Here is a 17635-nt window from a genome sequence, read left to right on the forward strand (position 1 = left end):
CCGGCGCCGGGAACCTCGAACCTTGTCGCTTCTGGCAGGGACCGGGCGAAACCGTTAGATTCCGTGTTCTCAGGGGAGCTGGAAGAACATCGGATGTCTGCGCCCGCACCTTCGTCGTCCCAGCCCGACATGACCCGCTTTGCGGACGTGGCCGCGCCGCCGCGCGTGCGTCGCCTGCTGGCCGCGCTGCACGGGCTGGCAGTGCAGACCCTCACCGCGCCACTCAAACTGACCATCGTGGAGCTCGAGCGCGAGCTGTTCCGCGATGCCGAGCGCGCGCGCAACAGCCAGATCCAGGCCGACATTTTCGCGCAGGCCCGCCAGCTGCATGAGGTCAACGCGCAGTTCGGCCCACGCTTCCTGGAGGCGGTGGCGGTGAGCCTGGCCAGTTTGCGCGGCCCACGCCACGCCCAGCGCATCGTCCCGACCGAGGTATCCGTTTCGGCCACCGCGCTGACCCTGGTCAACGACACCGACGTGGACCGCGACATCGTGCTGGTGGACATCATCCGCCGCGAAGCCCAGCGCTCGGCCACCGCCCTGCAGTTGCTCGGCCAACGCTTCGGGGTGCTCGCCGCCGGACCGGCCTTCGATGTCGATGACCTGCCGTTCGGCCCGCAGGCGCTGTGCCGGATCGTGCGCGAACTGGGTGAAGACTTCGCGCTGGGCCTGGAAACACAGCTGGCGCTGTACCGCGTGTTCGACCGTCAACTGCTGGAGCGGCTGGGTGAACTGCTGGAGCGCGCCAATATCCTGTTGGGGCACGAAGGCGTCCTGCCCGGGCTGGTCTACACCCCGTACCTGGCGCGCTCGGCCACGACGCGCCGGATCATCACCGGCCCCGAGCGCGGCCTGCCCGGCGCACGCGGCGGCGCGGCGGCGCGGCCCCTGACCGGCTGGAACGGCAGCGCGCCGAGCACCGGCTGGGCAGCAATGACCGAGCACGCCATGGCCTTGACCACGGCGTCCACCGCGCCGGACAGCACCACACCCATCGGTGGCGCGGCGGCGGCCTCGCCGACGGCATCGGCGTCAGTGTCTGTGTCTGTGTCAGCGCCGAGCCTCCCCACCAGCCCCACTGCCGCCGACCTCGGTGCACCGGCGATGTCAGCGCTGCACCAGCTGTTGGGGGCTGCCCGGCAGGCACATGCGGCCGGCGCGGTACCTGGCGGCGGAGCGCTGGCCGCGCAAGCCGTCGGCGCCTCGGCCCAGGCCGTTGCCACCCCCACGGAAAACGCCTTCCTGGCGCCCGAGGCGCTCCCCGCGCTGGCGGTACCCGCCGAAGCCGTGCACGCCACGCTGGCCAGGCTGCAGGGCCAAGCGGTCGCTCCCGGCGGCGCCCGCCGCAGCATGGCCGACCTGCACAACGCGCTGCTCGCCCAGGTCCGGGCCGAGCATGGCGCGCAGGCCTCATTGACGGTCAAGGACAGCGACACCTTCGACCTGCTCGACATGCTGTATGGACAGATCCAGCGCGAGGTGCGGCCCGAGGCCGTGGCCGCCGACCTGCTGACCCGCCTGCAGGTGCCGGTCGCCCGCGCGGCCCTGTCCGACCCGGCCTTCTTCGTGCGCGACCAGCACCCGGCGCGCGAGCTGCTCAATGCGGTAGCCGAGGCCGGCGCCAACTGGCTGGGCGAGGAAGATGTGGATCCGCAGCTGGTGCAGAAGCTCGGCCACGCGGTCGACCAGGTGGTCAACGCGTACGACGGCGATGTGGCGGTCTTCGACACCGCCAACGAGGAGATCCAGCAGCACTTCCGCGCGCTGGCGCACAAGGCCGAACTGGCCGAGCGCCGTCATGTCGAAGCCGCCCGCGGCAAGGAGCGCCTGGAGGCGGCCAAGCAACAGGCCAGCACCAGCATCGAGCAGGTGTGCGCGCAGGCCGCGCCCCCGCGCTTCGTGCAGGCGCTGCTGAAACAGGCGTGGTCGGATGTGCTCACGCTCACCCTGCTGCGCAACGGCGAGACCTCGCCGCAGTGGCAGCAGCGCCAGCAGGAAACCGCCCGGATCGCCGAGGTGACCTGCCTGGCGCCGGGCGTGGCCGAGCGCGATGATGCGCTGGGCCAGCAGGTCGAGTCCGCTCTGCTGCAGGTCGGCTATCACCAGGACGAAGCAGCCGCGATCGCGCGGCGCCTGTCCACGCCCGGCGGCGAGGATGACAGCAGTTCACGTACCGAACTCACCGCCCGCCTGCGCGCCCGCACCCGGCTGGGCGAACAGGCCGATGCCAGTGATCCGCGCAAGGTCGCCCCACTCGCGCGCAGCACCGCCGAGGACGACTGCTATCGCCAGCTGCGCACCCTGCCGTTCGGGACCTGGTTCGAGTTCACCACCAACCAGCAGGGCGACGTGCGCCGGCAGCGGTTGTCCTGGTACAGCCTGATCACCGATAACGCGCTGTTCGTCAATCAACGTGGGCAGAAAGTGGGCGAGCATTCGTTGGATGCCCTGTCGCGGTTGATGGCCCATGGCCAGGTGCGGATCGTCACCGAAGACAAGGGCAGGCTGATTGATCGTGCCTGGCAGGCCACCCTGCGGACCCTGCGCTCGCTGGCCGGCACGCCTGCGGAGAGCGCCGAATGACCACACCCGATACCCGCCGCGCGCCGCGTCGCCAGGTGGCCGAGCTGGTCCCCGTGACCGATCTGATGGCCGAGACCGTGATCGGCCGACTCGGCAATGTCTCCGAAACCGGCATGCTGATGCTGGCCTCGGTGCCGATGCAGGACGATGCGCTGTACCAGCTGCAGTTCACCATCCCCGGCCCGCAGGGTCAGCCGCTGCTGATCGACGTCGGCGTGCACCTGCTCTGGAGCGAGCAGACCCATGCACCGGGCCAGGCCTGGGTGGGCTTCCGCTTCCTGACCTTGGCGCGCGAATCACGCGAGCAGCTGCGGCAATGGATCGCCGAGGAAACTTCGGCAGTCTGAGCGCCGGTTCCGGCACAGCGCCCGCTGGCGGATTGCGGCAGAATCTAGGGCTGCATTCCGCACTGCCAGCGAGCTTCATGCCATGAACCAGCCAGACCTCGGCGCCCTGTATTCCCACCATGCCAGCGTGATGCGCCAGCGCGCCGATGAAGCGCTGGCCCGTGGCGGCTTCGACCATCTGGTGATTCCCAGTGGCACCCTGCATTACCAGGCCTTTGATGATCGCGATTACCCGTATGCGGTGAACCCGAACTTCAAGGCCTGGCTGCCGCTGACCAAGCTGCCCAACAGCTGGCTGGTGTACACCCCCGGCAAGCGCCCGACCCTGATCTTCCATCAGCCCTTCGATTACTGGCACGTGGTGCCCGGTGCGCCGAATGGCTGGTGGGTGGAGCATGTCGATATCCAGATCATCCGCACGCCGGACGAGGCGCTGGCGCTGCTGCCCAAGGATGCCGCGCGCTGCGCGATCCTCGGTGAGCCGCAGAGTGCGCTGGGCGCCTTCGTGCCGAACAATCCCGCACCGGTCATCGATTACCTGGACTGGCAGCGCGGCTACAAAACGCCGTATGAAATCGCCTTGATGCGCGAAGCGCAGCGACTGGGCGTGCGCGGCCACCGTGCCGCCGAAGCCGCCTTCCGCGCTGGCACCAGCGAGTTCGAGATCCACATGGCGTACTGCCGTGCGGTCGGCCAGGACGCCAACGAACTGCCCTACGGCAACATCATCGGCCTCAACGAACACGCGGCCGTGCTGCACTACACCGATCTGGGCCGCAGCGCGCCGACCCCGCTGCGCAGCTTCCTGATCGACGCCGGCGCCAGCGCGTACGGCTATGCCAGCGATATCACGCGCACCTATGCGGCCAGCGGCCATGACGAATTCCAGGCGCTGATCGATGCGGTGGATGCGGCCCAGCAGCAGATGGGCGCCGGCGTGCGCGCGGGCGTGGATTACAAGCAGCTGCACATCGACGCGCACCTGTCGCTGATGGGCATCCTCAAGGACTTCGGCGTGCTCAACGTCTCGCCGGAAGCGGCGCTGGCCACCGGCGTGAGCGCGGCCTTCTTCCCGCATGGCCTGGGCCATCTGATCGGGCTGCAGGTGCATGACGTGGCCGGCTTTGCGGCCAGTGACCGCGGTGGCCGCATCGAGCGTCCGCAGGGCCACCCGTACCTGCGCATGACCCGCGCGCTGGAGCCGGGCATGGTGGTGACCATCGAGCCGGGCGTGTACTTCATCGACATGCTGCTGGACGAAGTGAAGCAGGCCGGCAACGGCGCCAGCATCAACTGGGACCGCGTGAACTTCTTCCGTCCGTATGGCGGCGTCCGCATCGAGGATGAAGTGCTGTGCACCGAAGGCGATGCCGACAACCTGACCCGGCCGGTGTTCGCGGCGGCCAGCTGAGGGGACATGCGGGTGCCGACCAACGGTCGGCACCACCCCGACAATCCCGACATCGCGGTAGTGCCGGCCGCTGGCCGGCTCCTCACGATGCCTGGATTCCATGAGGAGCCGGCCAGCGGCCGGCACTACCGGTGTGATGCGCCGCACGGCCACCGGTGCCTTCGTCACGCACCCCGCAGCCACCCATGGGGTGGCTCTACCCTGAAGCGGATCAGCGCTTCGCCATTTCTTCTTCAATCTCATCGGCACTGCGTGCCAGTGCAGCGGTGAGCACCTGATGGCCGTCCTCGGTGATCAGCACGTCATCTTCGGTACGGATGCCGATACCGCGCCAGCGCGCTTCCACGCTGCGGTCGTCCGGTGAGACATACAGGCCCGGCTCGATGGTGAACACCATGCCCGGCTCCAGCATCCGCGAATCCCCGGCCAGCCGGTAATCGCCGACGTCGTGCACGTCCAGACCGAGCCAGTGCCCGGTCTTGTGCCGGTAGAACCGCTGGTAATGCGCTTCGGCGATGTTCTCTTCCAGCGTGCCCTTGAGCAGGCCCAGCCGCAGCAGGCCGTCGGTCAGGGTTTCCACGGCGGCCAGATGGCCGGCTTCGTACGCATTGCCCGGGCGGGCCTGGGCCAGCGCCGCCGCCTGCGCCGCACCGACCAGGTCATGCAGCGCGCGCTGCTCGGCACTGAAGCGGCCGTTGACCGGGAAGGTACGGGTGATGTCACTGGCGTAGCCGCGGTACTCGGCACCGGCATCGATCAGGACCAGATCGCCATCGTGCGAGCGCGCGTTGTTGTCGCGGTAATGCAGGATGCAGCCGTTTGCACCGGCGCCGACGATGCTGCTGTAGGCCGCACACGCATCATTCGCACGGAACACACGCTCCAGATCGGCCTGCAGTTCGTACTCGTGGATGCCCGGCCGCGCCACGTGCATCGCGGCACGGTGGGCCTGCACGCTGATGTCGGCGGCGCGCTGCATGACGGCGATTTCCGCGGTCGATTTGAACAGCCGCTGCTCGTGCAGCAGGTGGCCCAGCTCAAGGAATTCATGCGGCGGCTGCGCGCCATGCCGCACCTGCGAGCGTACCCGGTTGACCCAGCCGATCAGCTTGAGATCGAACTCGGCATCGCGACCGAAGTGGTAGTACACCCGCGAGCGCCCTTCCAGCAGGCCGGGCAGGATGTCGTCCAGATCGTCGATCGGGTAGGCGTCATCCATGCCGTACTGCGACACCGCACCTTCCTGGCCAGCGCGCGCGCCGTCCCAGGCTTCGCGGTCCGCATCGCGCTCGCGGCAGAACAGGATCACCTCGCCATGGCGGCGGCCCGGGATCAGCACCAGCACGGCCTCCGGTTCCGGGAAGCCGCTCAGGTACCAGAAATCCGAGTCCTGGCGGAACGGATAATGCGTATCCAGGCTGCGCACGCGCTCGGATGCAGCCGGCAGCACCAGGATGGCGTCATCGCCGGCCATCTCCATCAACTGCTGGCGGCGGCGGGTGTATTCGGCGGCGGAGATGCCGGTCAGCTGCCGGATATCCATCTCAGTTCAAGCGCTGCCGGTGGCGCGCAGCCATGACACAGTCACCGTGCAGCAGCAGCACCGCCACGCGGATGAACTCCTCGATCTCGGCCAGCGCGTCTTCGTCATCGTCGTTGCCGCTTTCGAAGTCTTCGCTGGAGGCCTGGGCCAGCTTGGCCAGATCGGTCAGGGCTTCATCGCCCTCTTCGGACAAGGCCGGCCGGTTCTGGCCCGAGCCCAGCCCGAAGCCGCCCAGGAACGCGCGCGCCCAGGTGAACAGGGCATCGGCCTGCGCGGCGGTATCGCTGGCATCGCTCAGCAGCAGTTCGAAAGCGAAATCGCGGTCTTCCATCTGCGCCACGCTGGCATCGAGCAGGCGCGCCAGGGCGTCACCTTCGGCCGGGGTCGGCAGGTTGTCATCGGCCAGGACGCGGGCCGGCCATTCACGCACCGGCGCACCGCCGGCGGACAGCCAGCCGCACAGGCCGCCGTGCAGTTCAGCGGCGCTGGCGCCCAGGCCCAGGGCCTGGCTGGCCTGGTTTACGTCGTCGACACTCGGGAGTTCGGTCATCTTGGGGCTACGGTTTGTGAGCGCCACAGTGTAGCAATCCACCTGTGTCCACCGGGTTGCCATGGCCCGCCCGAGGCCCTGCCCCGGCACCGGTGGGCCGACGGCCGGCAGGCCCCGTCATTATTCGCTTGACCGCCCCGTCCGCCCTTGCCTATGGTGCCGGACATGGAACCCGCCGACGCCATCGCCCAATTGCAGGCCTTCGCCGCCCGCGTGGAGGCGTTGCTTGAGCGCAACCAGCGTCTGGCCGACGAGAACCGCAGCCTGCGCCATCAGCAGGAACAGCTGGTGGCCGAGCGCTCCCAGCTGCTGGCCAAGAACGAGCAGGCCCGCTCCCGGGTCGAAGCGATGATCACCCGCCTCAAGTCCCTGGAGCAGCACACATGAGCCAGACCGAACCGGTCAGTGTCCGCATCCTGGATCGTGAATACACGGTGGGGGTGGGGGCCGAGGAACGCGAGAGCCTGACCGCCGCCGCCCGGCTGCTGGATGCCAAGATGCGCGAGATCCGCGGCAGCAACCGGATGGCCGCGGTCGACCGGGTCGCGGTGCTGGCCGCCCTGAACCTGGCCCACGAGCTGCAGCAGCTGCGTGATGAGCACGCCCGGCAGGCCATTGCCCTGCAGCAGACGCTGAGCGATCTCAATCGCCGCCTGGATCGGGCGTTCGACAACGCGGGTTGATCCACGCGACCGGTTCCACGCGGTGGTCGATTGCACAAGTGCATCGCATGGTCTTCATCGATCTGAATTGAAGTGCAATTCGACCGACGAACGGACTGGCCGAATCGCACAAGAGGGCTATAATCCTCGTTGCGTTCTCTGCTGTGAACGACGGCGTGTGCAAACATTCGCCTTGTCCCTTAATTACGACCACGGGTGCGCGACGGCGCCGGGAGTGCAAGTCCGCCTTGTAGCGGGAAGCCCGATGGAACCCCAGCGTACCCACTTGAACCCCGGGTTCAAGGTCGTTTCGCATGCATCGTCACGGCGGAGAATGCAATATTCCAGCAAGAGCGGCGTTCCCTTGGGACGTCGCTCTTGTTTTATCCGCTTCCCCCGCACGCTCCGGACCCAGGCATGACCGACCCGCGCTCCGCACTGCGCCAGCAGCTGCGCCAACGCCGCCGTGATCTCCCCGCCGCCGTGCGCCTGGCCGCCGCCGAACACCTGGCCGATGGCCTGCTCGCCCTTCCTTTCGCGCCCACGCAGGGCCATGTCGCCGGCTACTGGGCGATGGATGGGGAAATCGCGCTGCACCGCTGGCAGATGCAGTTGCCCGCCGGCCTGACCTACTGCCTGCCGGTCCTGCACGAGAAGACGCTGCGCTTCGCGCCCTGGCGCCCGGGGCAGGCACTGACCACCAACCGCTTCGGCATCCCCGAACCCGATCTCGCGCTGGACGACACGCTCGCACCGGAGCAGATGGCGCTGGTCGTGGCGCCGCTGGTTGGTTTCGACGCACAGGGCCGGCGGCTGGGCATGGGAGGCGGCTGGTATGATCGCAGCTTCGCATTCCGCCACCAGCGCCCGGCGCCGCCGTGGCTGGTCGGGGTCGGCTTCTCGGTCCAGCAGGTCGATGACCTGCCGGTGCACCCCTGGGACGTCGCGGTGGATGCGATCTGCACCGACATCTCCACCCACGTCTGCGTACCGACCAACGGTCGGCACCTACCGTAATCAAAGACTCCGCATGACCGCACGCAAGCGCTACTGGCTGATGAAGTCCGAACCGGACGCTTTTTCCATCGATGATCTGCAGCGCGTGGGCCGGGAGCCCTGGAACGGCGTGCGCAACTATCAGGCGCGCAACTTCATGCGCGATGGCATGAAGGTGGGCGACGGGGTGATGTTCTACCACTCCAACACCAAGGTGCCGGGGATCGTCGGGCTGGCCACGGTGGCCAGCGAGGCCTATCCGGACGACACCCAGTTCGATCCCGGATCGGACTATTACGACGCCAAGGCGACCCGCGAAGAACCGCGCTGGATGCTGGTGGACGTGGCCTTCGAACGCAAACTGCGCGACACCATTTCGCTGGATGAGATCAAGCTGCACGCCGATGCGCTGGGCGAAGGATTCCCGCTGACCGCGCGCGGCAACCGTCTCTCGATCCTCCCGGTGACCGCTGCGCAGTGGAAGCTGCTGCTGTCGCTGGAAAAGCACTGACCCCTTTCCTCCAAGAGTTGCCCGCCATGTCCGAAGCCAAGCGCCTGGCCGCTGAAAAAGCTATTGAATACGTCGAAGACGGCATGATCGTGGGGGTCGGCACCGGTTCCACCGTGGCCTACTTCATCGATGCCCTGGCCAAGATCCAGCACCGCATCAAGGGCGCCGTGTCCAGCTCGGACCAGAGCACCGCGCGCCTGAAGCAGCACGGCATCGAGGTGCTCGAGCTCAACCACACCGGCAACCTGTCGCTGTATGTGGACGGGGCCGACGAGTGCGACGGCAACAAGAACCTGATCAAGGGCGGCGGCGCCGCGCTGACCCGCGAGAAGATCATCGCCGAGGCCAGCGAGCGCTTCGTGTGCATCATCGACCCGAGCAAGCAGGTCAAGGTGCTGGGCAGGTTCCCGCTGCCGGTGGAAGTGATCCCGATGGCGCGCAGCCTGGTCGCCCGCCGCATCATGGACATGACCGGCGGCCAGCCGGCCTGGCGCGAGGGCGTGGTCACCGACAACGGCAACGTGATCCTGGACATCCACCACCTGGAGATCACCGATCCGGTCAAGCTGGAGCGCGAGCTCAACCAGCTGCCGGGCGTGGTCAGCGTCGGCCTGTTCGCGCGCCGCCCGGCCGATGTGGTGATCATCGGCGGTGAGCCGCCGATCGTGATCTGACCCCGTGGCCGGCCTGTGCGCCGGCCACCCCAACGAGGTACGCCCATGTCCCTGTTGCGCCTGCTGCCCCTGCTCCTGCTGTTCACCCTGACCGGCTGCGCCAGCACCAACGCCCGCCACTGGGTGGAGCTGGACGGCAACCGTTACCACGTTGAACTGGCCACCAATGACGACACCCGCGCCCGCGGGCTGATGTTCCGCGACCAGATGCCCGAGGACCACGGCATGCTGTTCATCCACGAACGCGAAGAACTGCAGGCGTACTGGATGAAGAACACCAAGATCGCGCTGGACATCCTGTACTTCGATGCGCAGCGCCGCCTGGTCAGCCAGCAGCGCGATGTGCCGCCGTGTTCGGCCGGCGATCGTTGCCCGCCCTACCCCAGCAGCGAACCGGCCCGCTACGTGCTGGAACTCAACGCCGGGCAGGCCGAAAAGATGGCGCTCAAGGACGGCACCGAACTCACGTTCGGCCCCGGCATCGCCGACGGCAAGTAAAAGGGCACCGATAAACGCGCCGCGCCCTTGAATCGCGGCGCGTTTGTCGCCAGTCTTGTCCCATGCAGGGGCAGATCACATTGCCGACGTGGGACTCACTGGCCGAGCTGGATGACGAGGCGCTGCCGCTGTTGCCGACGGCGTTGCTGATCGCCCGGGACGAATACCCGGATCTGGACCCCGCCGTCTACGACGCGGTCCTGCAGAGTCACGCCGACCACCTGCGCACCGAGATCGCCACGATCGACATGTGGCCGCTGAAGATCGCCGCGGTCAACCGCCACCTGTTCGACGAGCTGGGCTACAGCGGCGACCACGGCGAGTACTACGACCCACGCAACAGCTATCTGAACCAGGTCTTCGAACGCCGCCTGGGCAATCCGATTTCGCTGGCGCTGGTGCAGATGGAAGTCTCGCGCCGGCTCGGCATCCCGCTGGACGGGGTGTCCTTCCCGGGGCACTTCCTGGTGCGCCTGCCGCTCAACGACGGCGTGCTGGTGATGGACCCGTTCAACGGCGGCCGACCACTGGGCGTGGAGGAACTGCGCGAACGCGCACGCTCACACCTGGGCGGTGAAGTGCCCGACGACGACGTGCTCGCGCAGATCCTGGACCCGGCCCCGGCACGCGCGATCCTGATGCGGATGCTGCGCAACCTGCACGGCGTGTACGTGGAACGCGGCGAATGGGACCGCGCCGCGCGCAGTGCCGACCGCCTGCTGAAGCTGGCGCCCGAGCAGGACGACGCCCTGCGTGACCGCGGCATGGCCTACCTGCAGCTGGATTACGAGGCCGGCGCGCGCAGCGACCTGGGGCTGTATCTCAAGCGCAATGCCAAGGCCAGCGATGCCCAGTTCGTGCGTGAGAAGCTGGTCGGCCTCGGTGGCGTGGTGCCGCGTCTGCACTGACGGCGCCGCGACACGGCGGCTGGCTGGTGTCTCAGTCGACTTCGACCATCTCGAAATCATCCTTGGTCACGCCGCAGTCCGGGCACGTCCAGGTATCGGGAATGTCGTCCCAGCGCGTGCCCGGGGCGATGCCCTCTTCCGGCAGCCCGTCTTCTTCCCGGTACAGGAAGCCGCAGACAACGCACATCCAGGTGCGGAAGGTGGTGGCGGTTGCGTCGGTCATCGGATAATCACGGCAGGACAAGAGCTGACAGCGCTCATTGTCCCACTCCCGTTGCGCTACCGGTAGCCATTGATGAATCACGCTTCAGCCCCCACGCCGCCCCGCGGTGTCTACCTCATCACCCCCGACGAGCCCGATACCGCACGGCTGCTGGCGCGCACCGCGCCGCTGCTGGCGGCTGGGGCCACCTGGCTGCAGTACCGCAACAAGACCGCCGATGCCGCCCTGCGCCTGCAGCAGGCGACCGCGCTGCAGGCGCTGTGCGGGCAGCACGGCGTGCCATTGATCATCAATGACGACCCGGCGCTGGCCCATGCCGTGGGCGCCGCTGGCGTGCACCTGGGAGGCGCCGACGGCGACATCGGCGCGGCGCGTGCCCTGTTGGGGCCCGACGCCATCATCGGCGCGTCCTGCTACGACCAGCTGGCCAATGCCGCGCGTGCCGTGGCCGAAGGCGCCAGTTATGTGGCCTTCGGCGCGTTCTTCCCCACCACCACCAAGGTCACCGCCAGCCGTGCCACGCCGGACCTGCTGCGGCAAAGCGCCGCACTGGGCGTGCCGCGGGTGGCGATCGGCGGGCTCAGCCCGGACAATGTGGGTCCCATCATCGCGGCCGGTGCCGACCTGGTGGCCGTGGTCAGCGGCATTTTCGCCGCCCCCGACCCGGTTGCCGCCCAGCGCGCCTTCCTCGCCCAGTTTCCGTAAGACCCAGGACACTCCATGAACCACGACCAGTCCCACGCCCTGTTCACCCGCGCCCAGAAGCTGCTGCCGGGTGGCGTCAACTCGCCGGTGCGCGCGTTCAAGTCGGTCGGCGGCGAGCCGTTCTTCGTCAAGCGCGCCGATGGCCCCTATCTGTATGACGTGGACGACAACCGCTACATCGATTACGTCGGCTCCTGGGGCCCGATGATCGTCGGCCACAACCACACCGCCGTGCGCCAGGCGGTCAAGCAGGCGATCGGCAACGGCCTGTCCTTCGGCGCGCCGTGCGAAGCCGAAGTGACCATGGCCGAAACGCTGACCCGGCTGGTGCCGTCCTGCGAGATGGTGCGCATGGTCAACTCGGGCACCGAGGCCACCCTGTCGGCGATCCGGCTGGCACGCGGTGCCACCGGCCGCAGCCGCATCGTCAAGTTCGAAGGCTGCTACCACGGCCATGGCGACTCGTTCCTGGTCAAGGCCGGCAGCGGCATGCTGACCTTGGGCGTGCCGACCTCGCCAGGCGTCCCGGCCGGGCTGAGCGAACTCACCCTGACCCTGCCCTACAATGACTTCGAGGCCGCCACGGCGCTGTTCGCCGAACAGGGCGAGCACATCGCCGGGCTGATCATCGAGCCGGTGGTCGGCAACGCCAACTGCATCCCGCCGCGCGAGGGCTACCTGCAGCACCTGCGCGCACTGTGCACGCAGTACGGCACGGTGCTGATCTTCGATGAAGTGATGACCGGCTTCCGCGTGGCCCTCGGTGGCGCGCAGGCGCATTACGGCGTCACCCCGGACCTGACCACCTTCGGCAAGATCATCGGCGGCGGCATGCCGGTGGGTGCGTACGGTGGCCGCCGCGAGCTGATGTCGCAGATTTCCCCGGCTGGCCCGATCTACCAGGCGGGCACGCTGAGCGGCAATCCGGTGGCCATGGCAGCCGGCCTGGCGATGCTGGAACTGGTGCAGGAACCGGGCTTCCATGATCGCCTGAGTGCTTCGGCCGCGCGCCTGTGCGCAGGGCTGGAAGCAGCGGCGGCCGATGCAGGCGTGGCAGTGACCACCACCCAGGTCGGCGCGATGTTCGGCCTGTTCTTCACTGACCAGAAGGTGGAGACCTACGCGCAGGCGACCGCGTGCGACATCACCGCCTTCAACACCTTCTTCCACGCGATGCTGGAGCGCGGCGTGTTCCTGGCCCCCTCGGCGTATGAAGCCGGCTTCCTGTCCAGCGCCCATGACGACAGCATCATCGATGCGACGCTCGAAGCCGCGCGCGAAGCCTTCAAGGTCGTCAAGGGCTGATAGAACGCGGTAGGTGACGACCGTTGGTCGTCACGGTGTGCGTACCGATCATCCCGGGTAGGTGACGACCGTTGGTCGTCACGGTGTGCGTACCGATCATCCCGGGTAGGTGACGACCGTTGGTCGTCACGGCGTGCGTACCGATCACCCCGCGTAGGTGACGACCGTTGGTCGTCACGGTGTGCGTACCGATCATCCCGGGTAGGTGACGACCGTTGGTCGTCACGGCGTCTACCGACCAATGGTCGGTAGCTACCGGCCGTTTTCGGCGCTCAGCCGAACAGAAAACGGCCTTTCATCATCGCGAAATGGCCGGGGAACGAGCAGAAGAAGGTGTAGTCGCCGCCCTTGGTCAGCTTGGCGGTGGAGAAGGTGACGCTGGTGCTCTGGCCCCCGCCGATCACCGGCGTGTGCGCCAGCACGCGTGCATCGCCCTTGGGCAGGTAGCTGTCGGCCAACGTGGTGCGCATGCCGGCCATCGCCACCGGCTGGTAATCCGCGGCGCGGGTCAGTACCCAGTTGTGGCCCATCGCGGTCGCGGCGAGCTTGCCGGTGTGGCGCAGGGTCAGCTTCACCTGGGTGCAGTCCGCGGCAACCTTGAGTTCCTTCTGGCTGAAGCTCATCTGGTCGGTACTGTCGATGGCGATCGCGCAGACACGCGCATGGGCGGCCGGGGCCAGCATCAAGCCGGCAAGCAACACGGGGGCAAGCAGTTTCAAGGCGATCTCCATCAGGCAGTCCCCGCGATTCTAGTGACCGACCGTGCAGGCGACGTGCGACGCGATGTCGCAGCGCAGGCACTGGGTGGGTTACGGTCAGCACTGGATCTGGACGAGACGGCCCCATGCCGCATGTGATCGAGTGCCTGCTGCTGGATTTCGATGGCGTGCTGGTGCGCTATGCGCGGCACCTGCGTGTGCGCCATCTGGCCGCGAGCGTCGGCTGCAGTGCGGCGCAGGTGCAGGCGGCGCTGTTCGACACTGGGCTGGAGCGCGCCTACGACAGCGGCATGGCCACGGACGCCTACCTGCAGCGACTGGGTGATGCACTGCAGACCACGATCAGCATCGCGCAGTGGCAGGCCGCGCGCATCGCCGCGTGCGCACCGCAAACAGGGGTGATCGAACGCGTGGCGCGGATCGCGCAGGCACTGCCGATCGGCATCCTGACCAACAACGGCGCGCTGATGGCGCAGACGATTCCACAGCTTGTTCCCACCCTGGCCGATGCCCTGCACGGCCGCATCCTGTGCAGCGGTGCGCTGGGCGGGCGCAAGCCGGATCCGGCGATATTCGCCAAGGCGGTGACGCTGCTGGGGGCGCGCGCCGAGCGCACGCTGTTCATCGATGACCTGTTCGTCAACGTGCGCGGGGCTCGGCTGGCCGGTCTGCCGGCCGAGACCGCGACGGACAGCCGCGCGTTCGGCAAGGTCATCAAGCGGTACGCCCTGGCGTAGAGCCGACCAACGGTCGGCTGCGCCCGCGCCACAGCAACAGCAACAGCAGCCGACCAACGGTCGGCTCTACCGCGACGCGATGAACGACTGCACGGCCGCGCGCAGACGCTTCAGGCCTTCGGCGATTTCCTCATCGGTGATGTTCAGCGACGGCACGAAGCGCAGCACGTCCGGCCCGGCCTGCAGGGTCAGCAGGCCGTGTTCGGCGGCGTGGTCGAGGATGGGACCGGCCTGGCCGGCAAAATCCTTGTCCAGCACCGCGCCCAGCATCAGCCCGCGACCGCGGACCTGGCTGAACACCTTGAACTCGTCGTTGATCTTGCCCAGGCCATCGCGCAGCGCCTGCGACTGACGGCTCACGTTGTGCGCGATCTCCGGCGAGGACAGCTTGCGCAGCGCCACCCGGGCGACGGCGGCGGCCAGCGGATTGCCACCGAAGGTGGTGCCGTGCGCGCCAAACTGCATCACCTCGGCCACCTTCGGGCCGGCCAGCATCGCGCCGATCGGGAAGCCGCCGCCCAGCGCCTTGGCCAGGGTGACGATGTCCGGTTTGATGTTGTCCTGCCAATGCGCGAACAAGGTGCCGGTGCGGCCCATGCCGGCCTGGATCTCATCCAGCACCACCAGCGCGTTGTGCTGGTCGCACAGCTCGCGCACGCGCTGCAGGAAGCCCGGCTTGGCCGGCATCACGCCGCCCTCGCCCTGGATCGGCTCCAGCATCACCGCCGCGACATCGCCGGCGGCCATCGCGGTTTCCAGCTGGACCTCGTCATTGAAGTCGACATAGCGGAAGCCACCGGGCAGCGGCTCGTAGCCTTCCTGGTACTTCGGCTGGGCAGTGGCGGTCACCGCGGCCAGGGTGCGGCCATGGAAGCTGCCGCGGAAGGTCACGATCACGCGCTGATGCGCCGGCCGGCCCAGCGAGGAGGCCCACTTGCGGACCAGCTTGATCGCCACTTCATTGGCTTCCGCGCCGGAGTTGCACAGGAACACGCGCTCGGCGAATCGCGAGGCGGTGACCAGTTCTTCGGCCAGGCGCAGCGGCGGCTCGCTGTAGAACACGTTGCTCGTATGCCACAACTTGCCGGCCTGCTCGATCAGCGCGGCCTTCAGGTCCGGATCGTTGTGGCCCAGGCCACACACCGCGATGCCGGCGGCCAGATCGATGAATTCACGGCCCTGGTTGTCCCAGACACGCGCGCCCTGGCCACGTTCGAGCACCACCTGGCGCGGTTTGTAGACCGGCAGGTAGTAATGCGACAGGGACAACAGCGGATCGGTGGCAGCGGCAGTCATGGCAGTCAACGGCTCAGGAAAGATCCCATTCTCGCGCTTTGAGCCGGTGGGGCACAATGCGCCCCATGCGACCGTTCACTGCCCCCCAGCTCAACCCCGCCACCGAATCCGGCTGGCGCCGCCAATGGTTCGACATCATCTACCGCCACGACACCCGGCCCTCGCGCAATTTCGACCTGCTGCTGGTCTACGCGATCGTCGCCAGCGTGGTGGTGGTCATGTTCGACAGCGTGCAGCGCTTCCATGCGGCCTATGCCGACGGGCTCTACGTGCTCGAATGGGGCTTCACGATCCTGTTCACCGCCGAGTACCTGTTGCGGCTGGTGGTGGTCAAACGCCCGCTGCGCTACGCATTCAGCATCTGGGGCATCATCGATCTGGCCTCGATCCTGCCGACCTACCTGTCGCTGTTCATCCCCGGCGCGCAGAGCCTGCTGGTGGTGCGCGCGCTGCGCATCCTGCGGGTGTTCCGGATCCTCAAGCTGACCCGCTACATCGAAGAAAGCGGCGTGCTGATGGAGTCACTGTGGCGCAGCCGGCGCAAGGTGCTGCTGTTCCTGTTCACGGTCATCACCATCACCATCATCGCCGGCACCATGATGTACGTGATCGAAGGCCCCAACCACGGCTTCACCAGCATCCCCAGCAGCATGTACTGGGCGGTGGTGACCATGGCCACGGTGGGCTTCGGTGACATCGTGCCGCAGACCGTGCTGGGCCGCTTCGTCACCTCGGTGCTGATCCTGATCGGCTACAGCATCATCGCCGTACCCACCGGCATCTACACCGCCGAACTGGCCAATACCATGCGCGATGCCGAGCATGCCGCGCGCCGGGATGCGCGCGGCTGCCCGCACTGCGGGCTGGAAGGCCACGAACCGGATGCCGTGCATTGCCGACACTGCGGCGAGAAACTGCCCCCGGTCTTCAACGTCTGATCAACGCGGGGCGGGCCGCCTGGCAGCCGGCCCCGCGTTCGCTCAGCGTGCGCCGCTGGTCTGGGCCAGGCGGTTGCTCATGTCGACCAGGTCGTTGTAGCTGACCAGCAACGCTTCGGCCGAGCCCTGCGGGTTGTTGATCCGGCCGCCGCTCTCGATCAGCATCTGCTCGCTGCGGGTGTAGGGCGTCCTGGATTCCACGCGCTCGATGCGACGGCCGGCATCGCGGGCCAGCGCATCGGCCGCACGCTCCACGTGCCCCCACATCGCATCGCCCTTGCCGACCTTGTCCTCCTGCGCCTGCTGCAGCAGCGCCTGGAACGCGGTGAGCTGGGTGCGGGCCACGGCCAGATCGGGCGTCTCGCTGTTGAGCAGCTGGGTCAGCTGCTTGCCGTCGCCGAGGATCTTGATCTGGTAGTACGCCATCGAGCGGCCTTCGGAGGCTTCAATCTCCTTGAGCTGTTCGGCACGGCGTTCGTCTTCGCGCTTTTCCAGTGCGGCATCCAGTGCGGTACCTGCATCGAAGAACGCCATATAGGCCTTCATCAACGGCGCATGCTGGGCGCGCATGCCGGCATGGTCATCGCGCAGGTAGTCCTCGCGGCTGTAGTAACGGTCGGCCTGCTCGATCAGGGCGTACAGGTCGACGAACGTCTTCTGGTAAGCGCTTGCCGCCGGATCCAGCTCGGGCTCCGCCGGCGTCATCGCCAGCGCCGCCACCATCGGGGCATTGCATGCCTCCACGCGATGCGACAGCACCGTACCTGGCCCACGCACCTTTTTCTCGTTGCCGGTCGGGCCGGCCTCGGGGTCCTGCATCCAGCCGATGTACTGCTGGAAACCTTCGTGGATCGGCTGTTCAACGGCGTTGAAGCAGGCGATGTAGGCGTTCACCTTCTCCACGCCCTGGGTATCGGCGACGCTGCCCGGCCCCTTGCTGCAGGCGCCGAGCAGGCTGATCAATGCGATGGCGGCGGCGAGCGGCGCGGTCCGTGTGCGAGATGACATGCGAGTGTCCATACCAATTGG

Annotated in this window: 20 protein-coding genes and 1 other RNA gene; 15 read left to right on the forward strand and 6 right to left on the reverse strand. The window is 67.6% G+C overall.

Going from position 1 to position 17635, the window contains the following annotated elements; translation table 11 throughout:
- The first annotated feature begins 129 nt into the window (after window positions 1-129).
- From ABE571_RS11815 to pepQ, 3 genes are all read left to right on the forward strand, one after another.
- The gene (locus ABE571_RS11815) at window positions 130-2583 is read left to right on the forward strand and encodes a DUF1631 domain-containing protein (RefSeq protein WP_346493759.1); all 2454 of its coding nucleotides are present in this window, start codon (window positions 130-132) and stop codon (window positions 2581-2583) included.
- Window positions 2580-2930 carry a PilZ domain-containing protein gene (locus tag ABE571_RS11820; RefSeq protein WP_313209935.1) on the forward strand — a complete coding sequence of 117 codons (351 nt, stop codon included), beginning with the start codon at window positions 2580-2582 and terminating at the stop codon, window positions 2928-2930. Before ABE571_RS11815 ends, ABE571_RS11820 begins: the two co-directional genes overlap by 4 nt.
- Before the next feature lie 82 nt (window positions 2931-3012).
- A complete protein-coding gene (gene pepQ, locus ABE571_RS11825) occupies window positions 3013-4341 on the forward strand; it encodes a Xaa-Pro dipeptidase (RefSeq protein WP_346493760.1) in 1329 nt (442 codons plus the stop codon).
- Window positions 4342-4552: 211 nt separating this feature from the next.
- Here the strand turns inward: pepQ and ABE571_RS11830 are convergent, their stop codons facing one another.
- Window positions 4553-5878: an aminopeptidase P N-terminal domain-containing protein gene (locus ABE571_RS11830; RefSeq protein ID WP_346464637.1), complete on the reverse strand. Its 1326-nt coding sequence runs from the start codon at window positions 5876-5878 to the stop codon at window positions 4553-4555.
- 7 nt (window positions 5879-5885) lie between these two features.
- The gene (locus ABE571_RS11835; RefSeq protein ID WP_121039475.1) at window positions 5886-6434 is read right to left on the reverse strand and encodes a UPF0149 family protein; all 549 of its coding nucleotides are present in this window, start codon (window positions 6432-6434) and stop codon (window positions 5886-5888) included.
- A gap of 165 nt (window positions 6435-6599) precedes the next feature.
- Here ABE571_RS11835 and ABE571_RS11840 point away from each other — a divergent pair, with 165 nt between their 5' ends.
- The 8 genes from ABE571_RS11840 (at window position 6600) to ABE571_RS11875 (ending at window position 10683) form a co-directional block, all read left to right on the forward strand.
- On the forward strand, window positions 6600-6821 hold the full coding sequence (locus ABE571_RS11840) for a TIGR02449 family protein (protein ID WP_019183857.1): 222 nt from the start codon (window positions 6600-6602) through the stop codon (window positions 6819-6821).
- A complete protein-coding gene (locus ABE571_RS11845; protein ID WP_313213077.1) occupies window positions 6818-7117 on the forward strand; it encodes a cell division protein ZapA in 300 nt (99 codons plus the stop codon). Before ABE571_RS11840 ends, ABE571_RS11845 begins: the two co-directional genes overlap by 4 nt.
- A gap of 132 nt (window positions 7118-7249) precedes the next feature.
- Window positions 7250-7434: non-coding RNA, 6S RNA (gene ssrS, locus ABE571_RS11850), on the forward strand.
- A 79-nt stretch (window positions 7435-7513) separates the two neighbouring features.
- A complete protein-coding gene (locus ABE571_RS11855) occupies window positions 7514-8113 on the forward strand; it encodes a 5-formyltetrahydrofolate cyclo-ligase (RefSeq protein ID WP_313213075.1) in 600 nt (199 codons plus the stop codon).
- Between the two features lie 13 nt (window positions 8114-8126).
- Window positions 8127-8603: an EVE domain-containing protein gene (locus tag ABE571_RS11860; RefSeq protein ID WP_313213073.1), complete on the forward strand. Its 477-nt coding sequence runs from the start codon at window positions 8127-8129 to the stop codon at window positions 8601-8603.
- Between the two features lie 26 nt (window positions 8604-8629).
- On the forward strand, window positions 8630-9277 hold the full coding sequence (rpiA, locus tag ABE571_RS11865; RefSeq protein ID WP_346464634.1) for a ribose-5-phosphate isomerase RpiA: 648 nt from the start codon (window positions 8630-8632) through the stop codon (window positions 9275-9277).
- Window positions 9278-9322: 45 nt separating this feature from the next.
- Window positions 9323-9775 (forward strand): DUF192 domain-containing protein, encoded by a 453-nt coding sequence (locus tag ABE571_RS11870; protein ID WP_123730294.1) that lies wholly within the window; start codon window positions 9323-9325, stop codon window positions 9773-9775.
- Between the two features lie 62 nt (window positions 9776-9837).
- Window positions 9838-10683: a tetratricopeptide repeat protein gene (locus tag ABE571_RS11875; protein ID WP_123730293.1), complete on the forward strand. Its 846-nt coding sequence runs from the start codon at window positions 9838-9840 to the stop codon at window positions 10681-10683.
- 31 nt (window positions 10684-10714) lie between these two features.
- Here the strand turns inward: ABE571_RS11875 and ABE571_RS11880 are convergent, their stop codons facing one another.
- Window positions 10715-10906, reverse strand: a complete 192-nt coding sequence (locus tag ABE571_RS11880) for a rubredoxin (RefSeq protein WP_313209192.1) — start codon at window positions 10904-10906, stop codon at window positions 10715-10717.
- Between the two features lie 72 nt (window positions 10907-10978).
- Here ABE571_RS11880 and thiE point away from each other — a divergent pair, with 72 nt between their 5' ends.
- Together thiE and hemL are read left to right on the forward strand one after the other, a co-directional pair.
- Complete coding sequence (gene thiE / locus ABE571_RS11885; RefSeq protein ID WP_346493761.1) at window positions 10979-11611, forward strand: thiamine phosphate synthase; 633 nt, start codon at window positions 10979-10981, stop codon at window positions 11609-11611.
- Window positions 11612-11626: 15 nt separating this feature from the next.
- Entirely contained in the window at window positions 11627-12916 is a 1290-nt protein-coding gene (hemL, locus tag ABE571_RS11890) for a glutamate-1-semialdehyde 2,1-aminomutase (RefSeq protein ID WP_313209190.1), read from the forward strand.
- A 272-nt stretch (window positions 12917-13188) separates the two neighbouring features.
- Here hemL and azu read toward each other — a convergent pair whose 3' ends face one another.
- Entirely contained in the window at window positions 13189-13647 is a 459-nt protein-coding gene (gene azu / locus ABE571_RS11895; RefSeq protein ID WP_346483141.1) for an azurin, read from the reverse strand.
- A 113-nt stretch (window positions 13648-13760) separates the two neighbouring features.
- Between azu and ABE571_RS11900 the strand changes: the two genes are divergently transcribed.
- Window positions 13761-14372 (forward strand): HAD-IA family hydrolase, encoded by a 612-nt coding sequence (locus ABE571_RS11900; protein WP_346493762.1) that lies wholly within the window; start codon window positions 13761-13763, stop codon window positions 14370-14372.
- 66 nt (window positions 14373-14438) lie between these two features.
- Here ABE571_RS11900 and ABE571_RS11905 read toward each other — a convergent pair whose 3' ends face one another.
- Window positions 14439-15668, reverse strand: coding sequence for an acetylornithine transaminase (locus ABE571_RS11905; RefSeq protein WP_313209187.1), 1230 nt, complete (start codon window positions 15666-15668; stop codon window positions 14439-14441).
- A gap of 65 nt (window positions 15669-15733) precedes the next feature.
- Between ABE571_RS11905 and ABE571_RS11910 the strand changes: the two genes are divergently transcribed.
- Window positions 15734-16606, forward strand: a complete 873-nt coding sequence (locus ABE571_RS11910; RefSeq protein ID WP_313209186.1) for an ion transporter — start codon at window positions 15734-15736, stop codon at window positions 16604-16606.
- 42 nt (window positions 16607-16648) lie between these two features.
- On the opposite strand, the gene ABE571_RS11915 is transcribed toward ABE571_RS11910, so the two are convergent.
- Complete coding sequence (locus ABE571_RS11915) at window positions 16649-17614, reverse strand: YiiG family protein (RefSeq protein WP_313209185.1); 966 nt, start codon at window positions 17612-17614, stop codon at window positions 16649-16651.
- Window positions 17615-17635 lie beyond the last annotated feature (21 nt).

Origin of the sequence: Stenotrophomonas sp. TWI273, assembly GCF_039674765.1 — a bacterium.
Classification (GTDB): Bacteria; Pseudomonadota; Gammaproteobacteria; order Xanthomonadales; family Xanthomonadaceae; genus Stenotrophomonas.

Excerpts from the sequence above, each read along its gene's own strand:
- ABE571_RS11815 (WP_346493759.1), top strand. The coding sequence starts at position 130 with ATGACCCGCTTTGCGGACGTGGCCGCGCCGCCGCGCGTGCGTCGCCTG.
- ABE571_RS11820 (WP_313209935.1), top strand. The coding sequence starts at position 2,580 with ATGACCACACCCGATACCCGCCGCGCGCCGCGTCGCCAGGTGGCCGAG.
- pepQ (WP_346493760.1), top strand. The coding sequence starts at position 3,013 with ATGAACCAGCCAGACCTCGGCGCCCTGTATTCCCACCATGCCAGCGTG.
- ABE571_RS11835 (WP_121039475.1), bottom strand. The coding sequence starts at position 6,434 with ATGACCGAACTCCCGAGTGTCGACGACGTAAACCAGGCCAGCCAGGCC.
- ABE571_RS11840 (WP_019183857.1), top strand. The coding sequence starts at position 6,600 with ATGGAACCCGCCGACGCCATCGCCCAATTGCAGGCCTTCGCCGCCCGC.
- ABE571_RS11845 (WP_313213077.1), top strand. The coding sequence starts at position 6,818 with ATGAGCCAGACCGAACCGGTCAGTGTCCGCATCCTGGATCGTGAATAC.
- ABE571_RS11855 (WP_313213075.1), top strand. The coding sequence starts at position 7,514 with ATGACCGACCCGCGCTCCGCACTGCGCCAGCAGCTGCGCCAACGCCGC.
- ABE571_RS11860 (WP_313213073.1), top strand. The coding sequence starts at position 8,127 with ATGACCGCACGCAAGCGCTACTGGCTGATGAAGTCCGAACCGGACGCT.
- rpiA (WP_346464634.1), top strand. The coding sequence starts at position 8,630 with ATGTCCGAAGCCAAGCGCCTGGCCGCTGAAAAAGCTATTGAATACGTC.
- ABE571_RS11870 (WP_123730294.1), top strand. The coding sequence starts at position 9,323 with ATGTCCCTGTTGCGCCTGCTGCCCCTGCTCCTGCTGTTCACCCTGACC.
- ABE571_RS11875 (WP_123730293.1), top strand. The coding sequence starts at position 9,838 with ATGCAGGGGCAGATCACATTGCCGACGTGGGACTCACTGGCCGAGCTG.
- ABE571_RS11880 (WP_313209192.1), bottom strand. The coding sequence starts at position 10,906 with ATGACCGACGCAACCGCCACCACCTTCCGCACCTGGATGTGCGTTGTC.
- thiE (WP_346493761.1), top strand. The coding sequence starts at position 10,979 with ATGAATCACGCTTCAGCCCCCACGCCGCCCCGCGGTGTCTACCTCATC.
- hemL (WP_313209190.1), top strand. The coding sequence starts at position 11,627 with ATGAACCACGACCAGTCCCACGCCCTGTTCACCCGCGCCCAGAAGCTG.
- azu (WP_346483141.1), bottom strand. The coding sequence starts at position 13,647 with ATGGAGATCGCCTTGAAACTGCTTGCCCCCGTGTTGCTTGCCGGCTTG.
- ABE571_RS11900 (WP_346493762.1), top strand. The coding sequence starts at position 13,761 with ATGCCGCATGTGATCGAGTGCCTGCTGCTGGATTTCGATGGCGTGCTG.
- ABE571_RS11905 (WP_313209187.1), bottom strand. The coding sequence starts at position 15,668 with ATGACTGCCGCTGCCACCGATCCGCTGTTGTCCCTGTCGCATTACTAC.
- ABE571_RS11910 (WP_313209186.1), top strand. The coding sequence starts at position 15,734 with ATGCGACCGTTCACTGCCCCCCAGCTCAACCCCGCCACCGAATCCGGC.
- ABE571_RS11915 (WP_313209185.1), bottom strand. The coding sequence starts at position 17,614 with ATGTCATCTCGCACACGGACCGCGCCGCTCGCCGCCGCCATCGCATTG.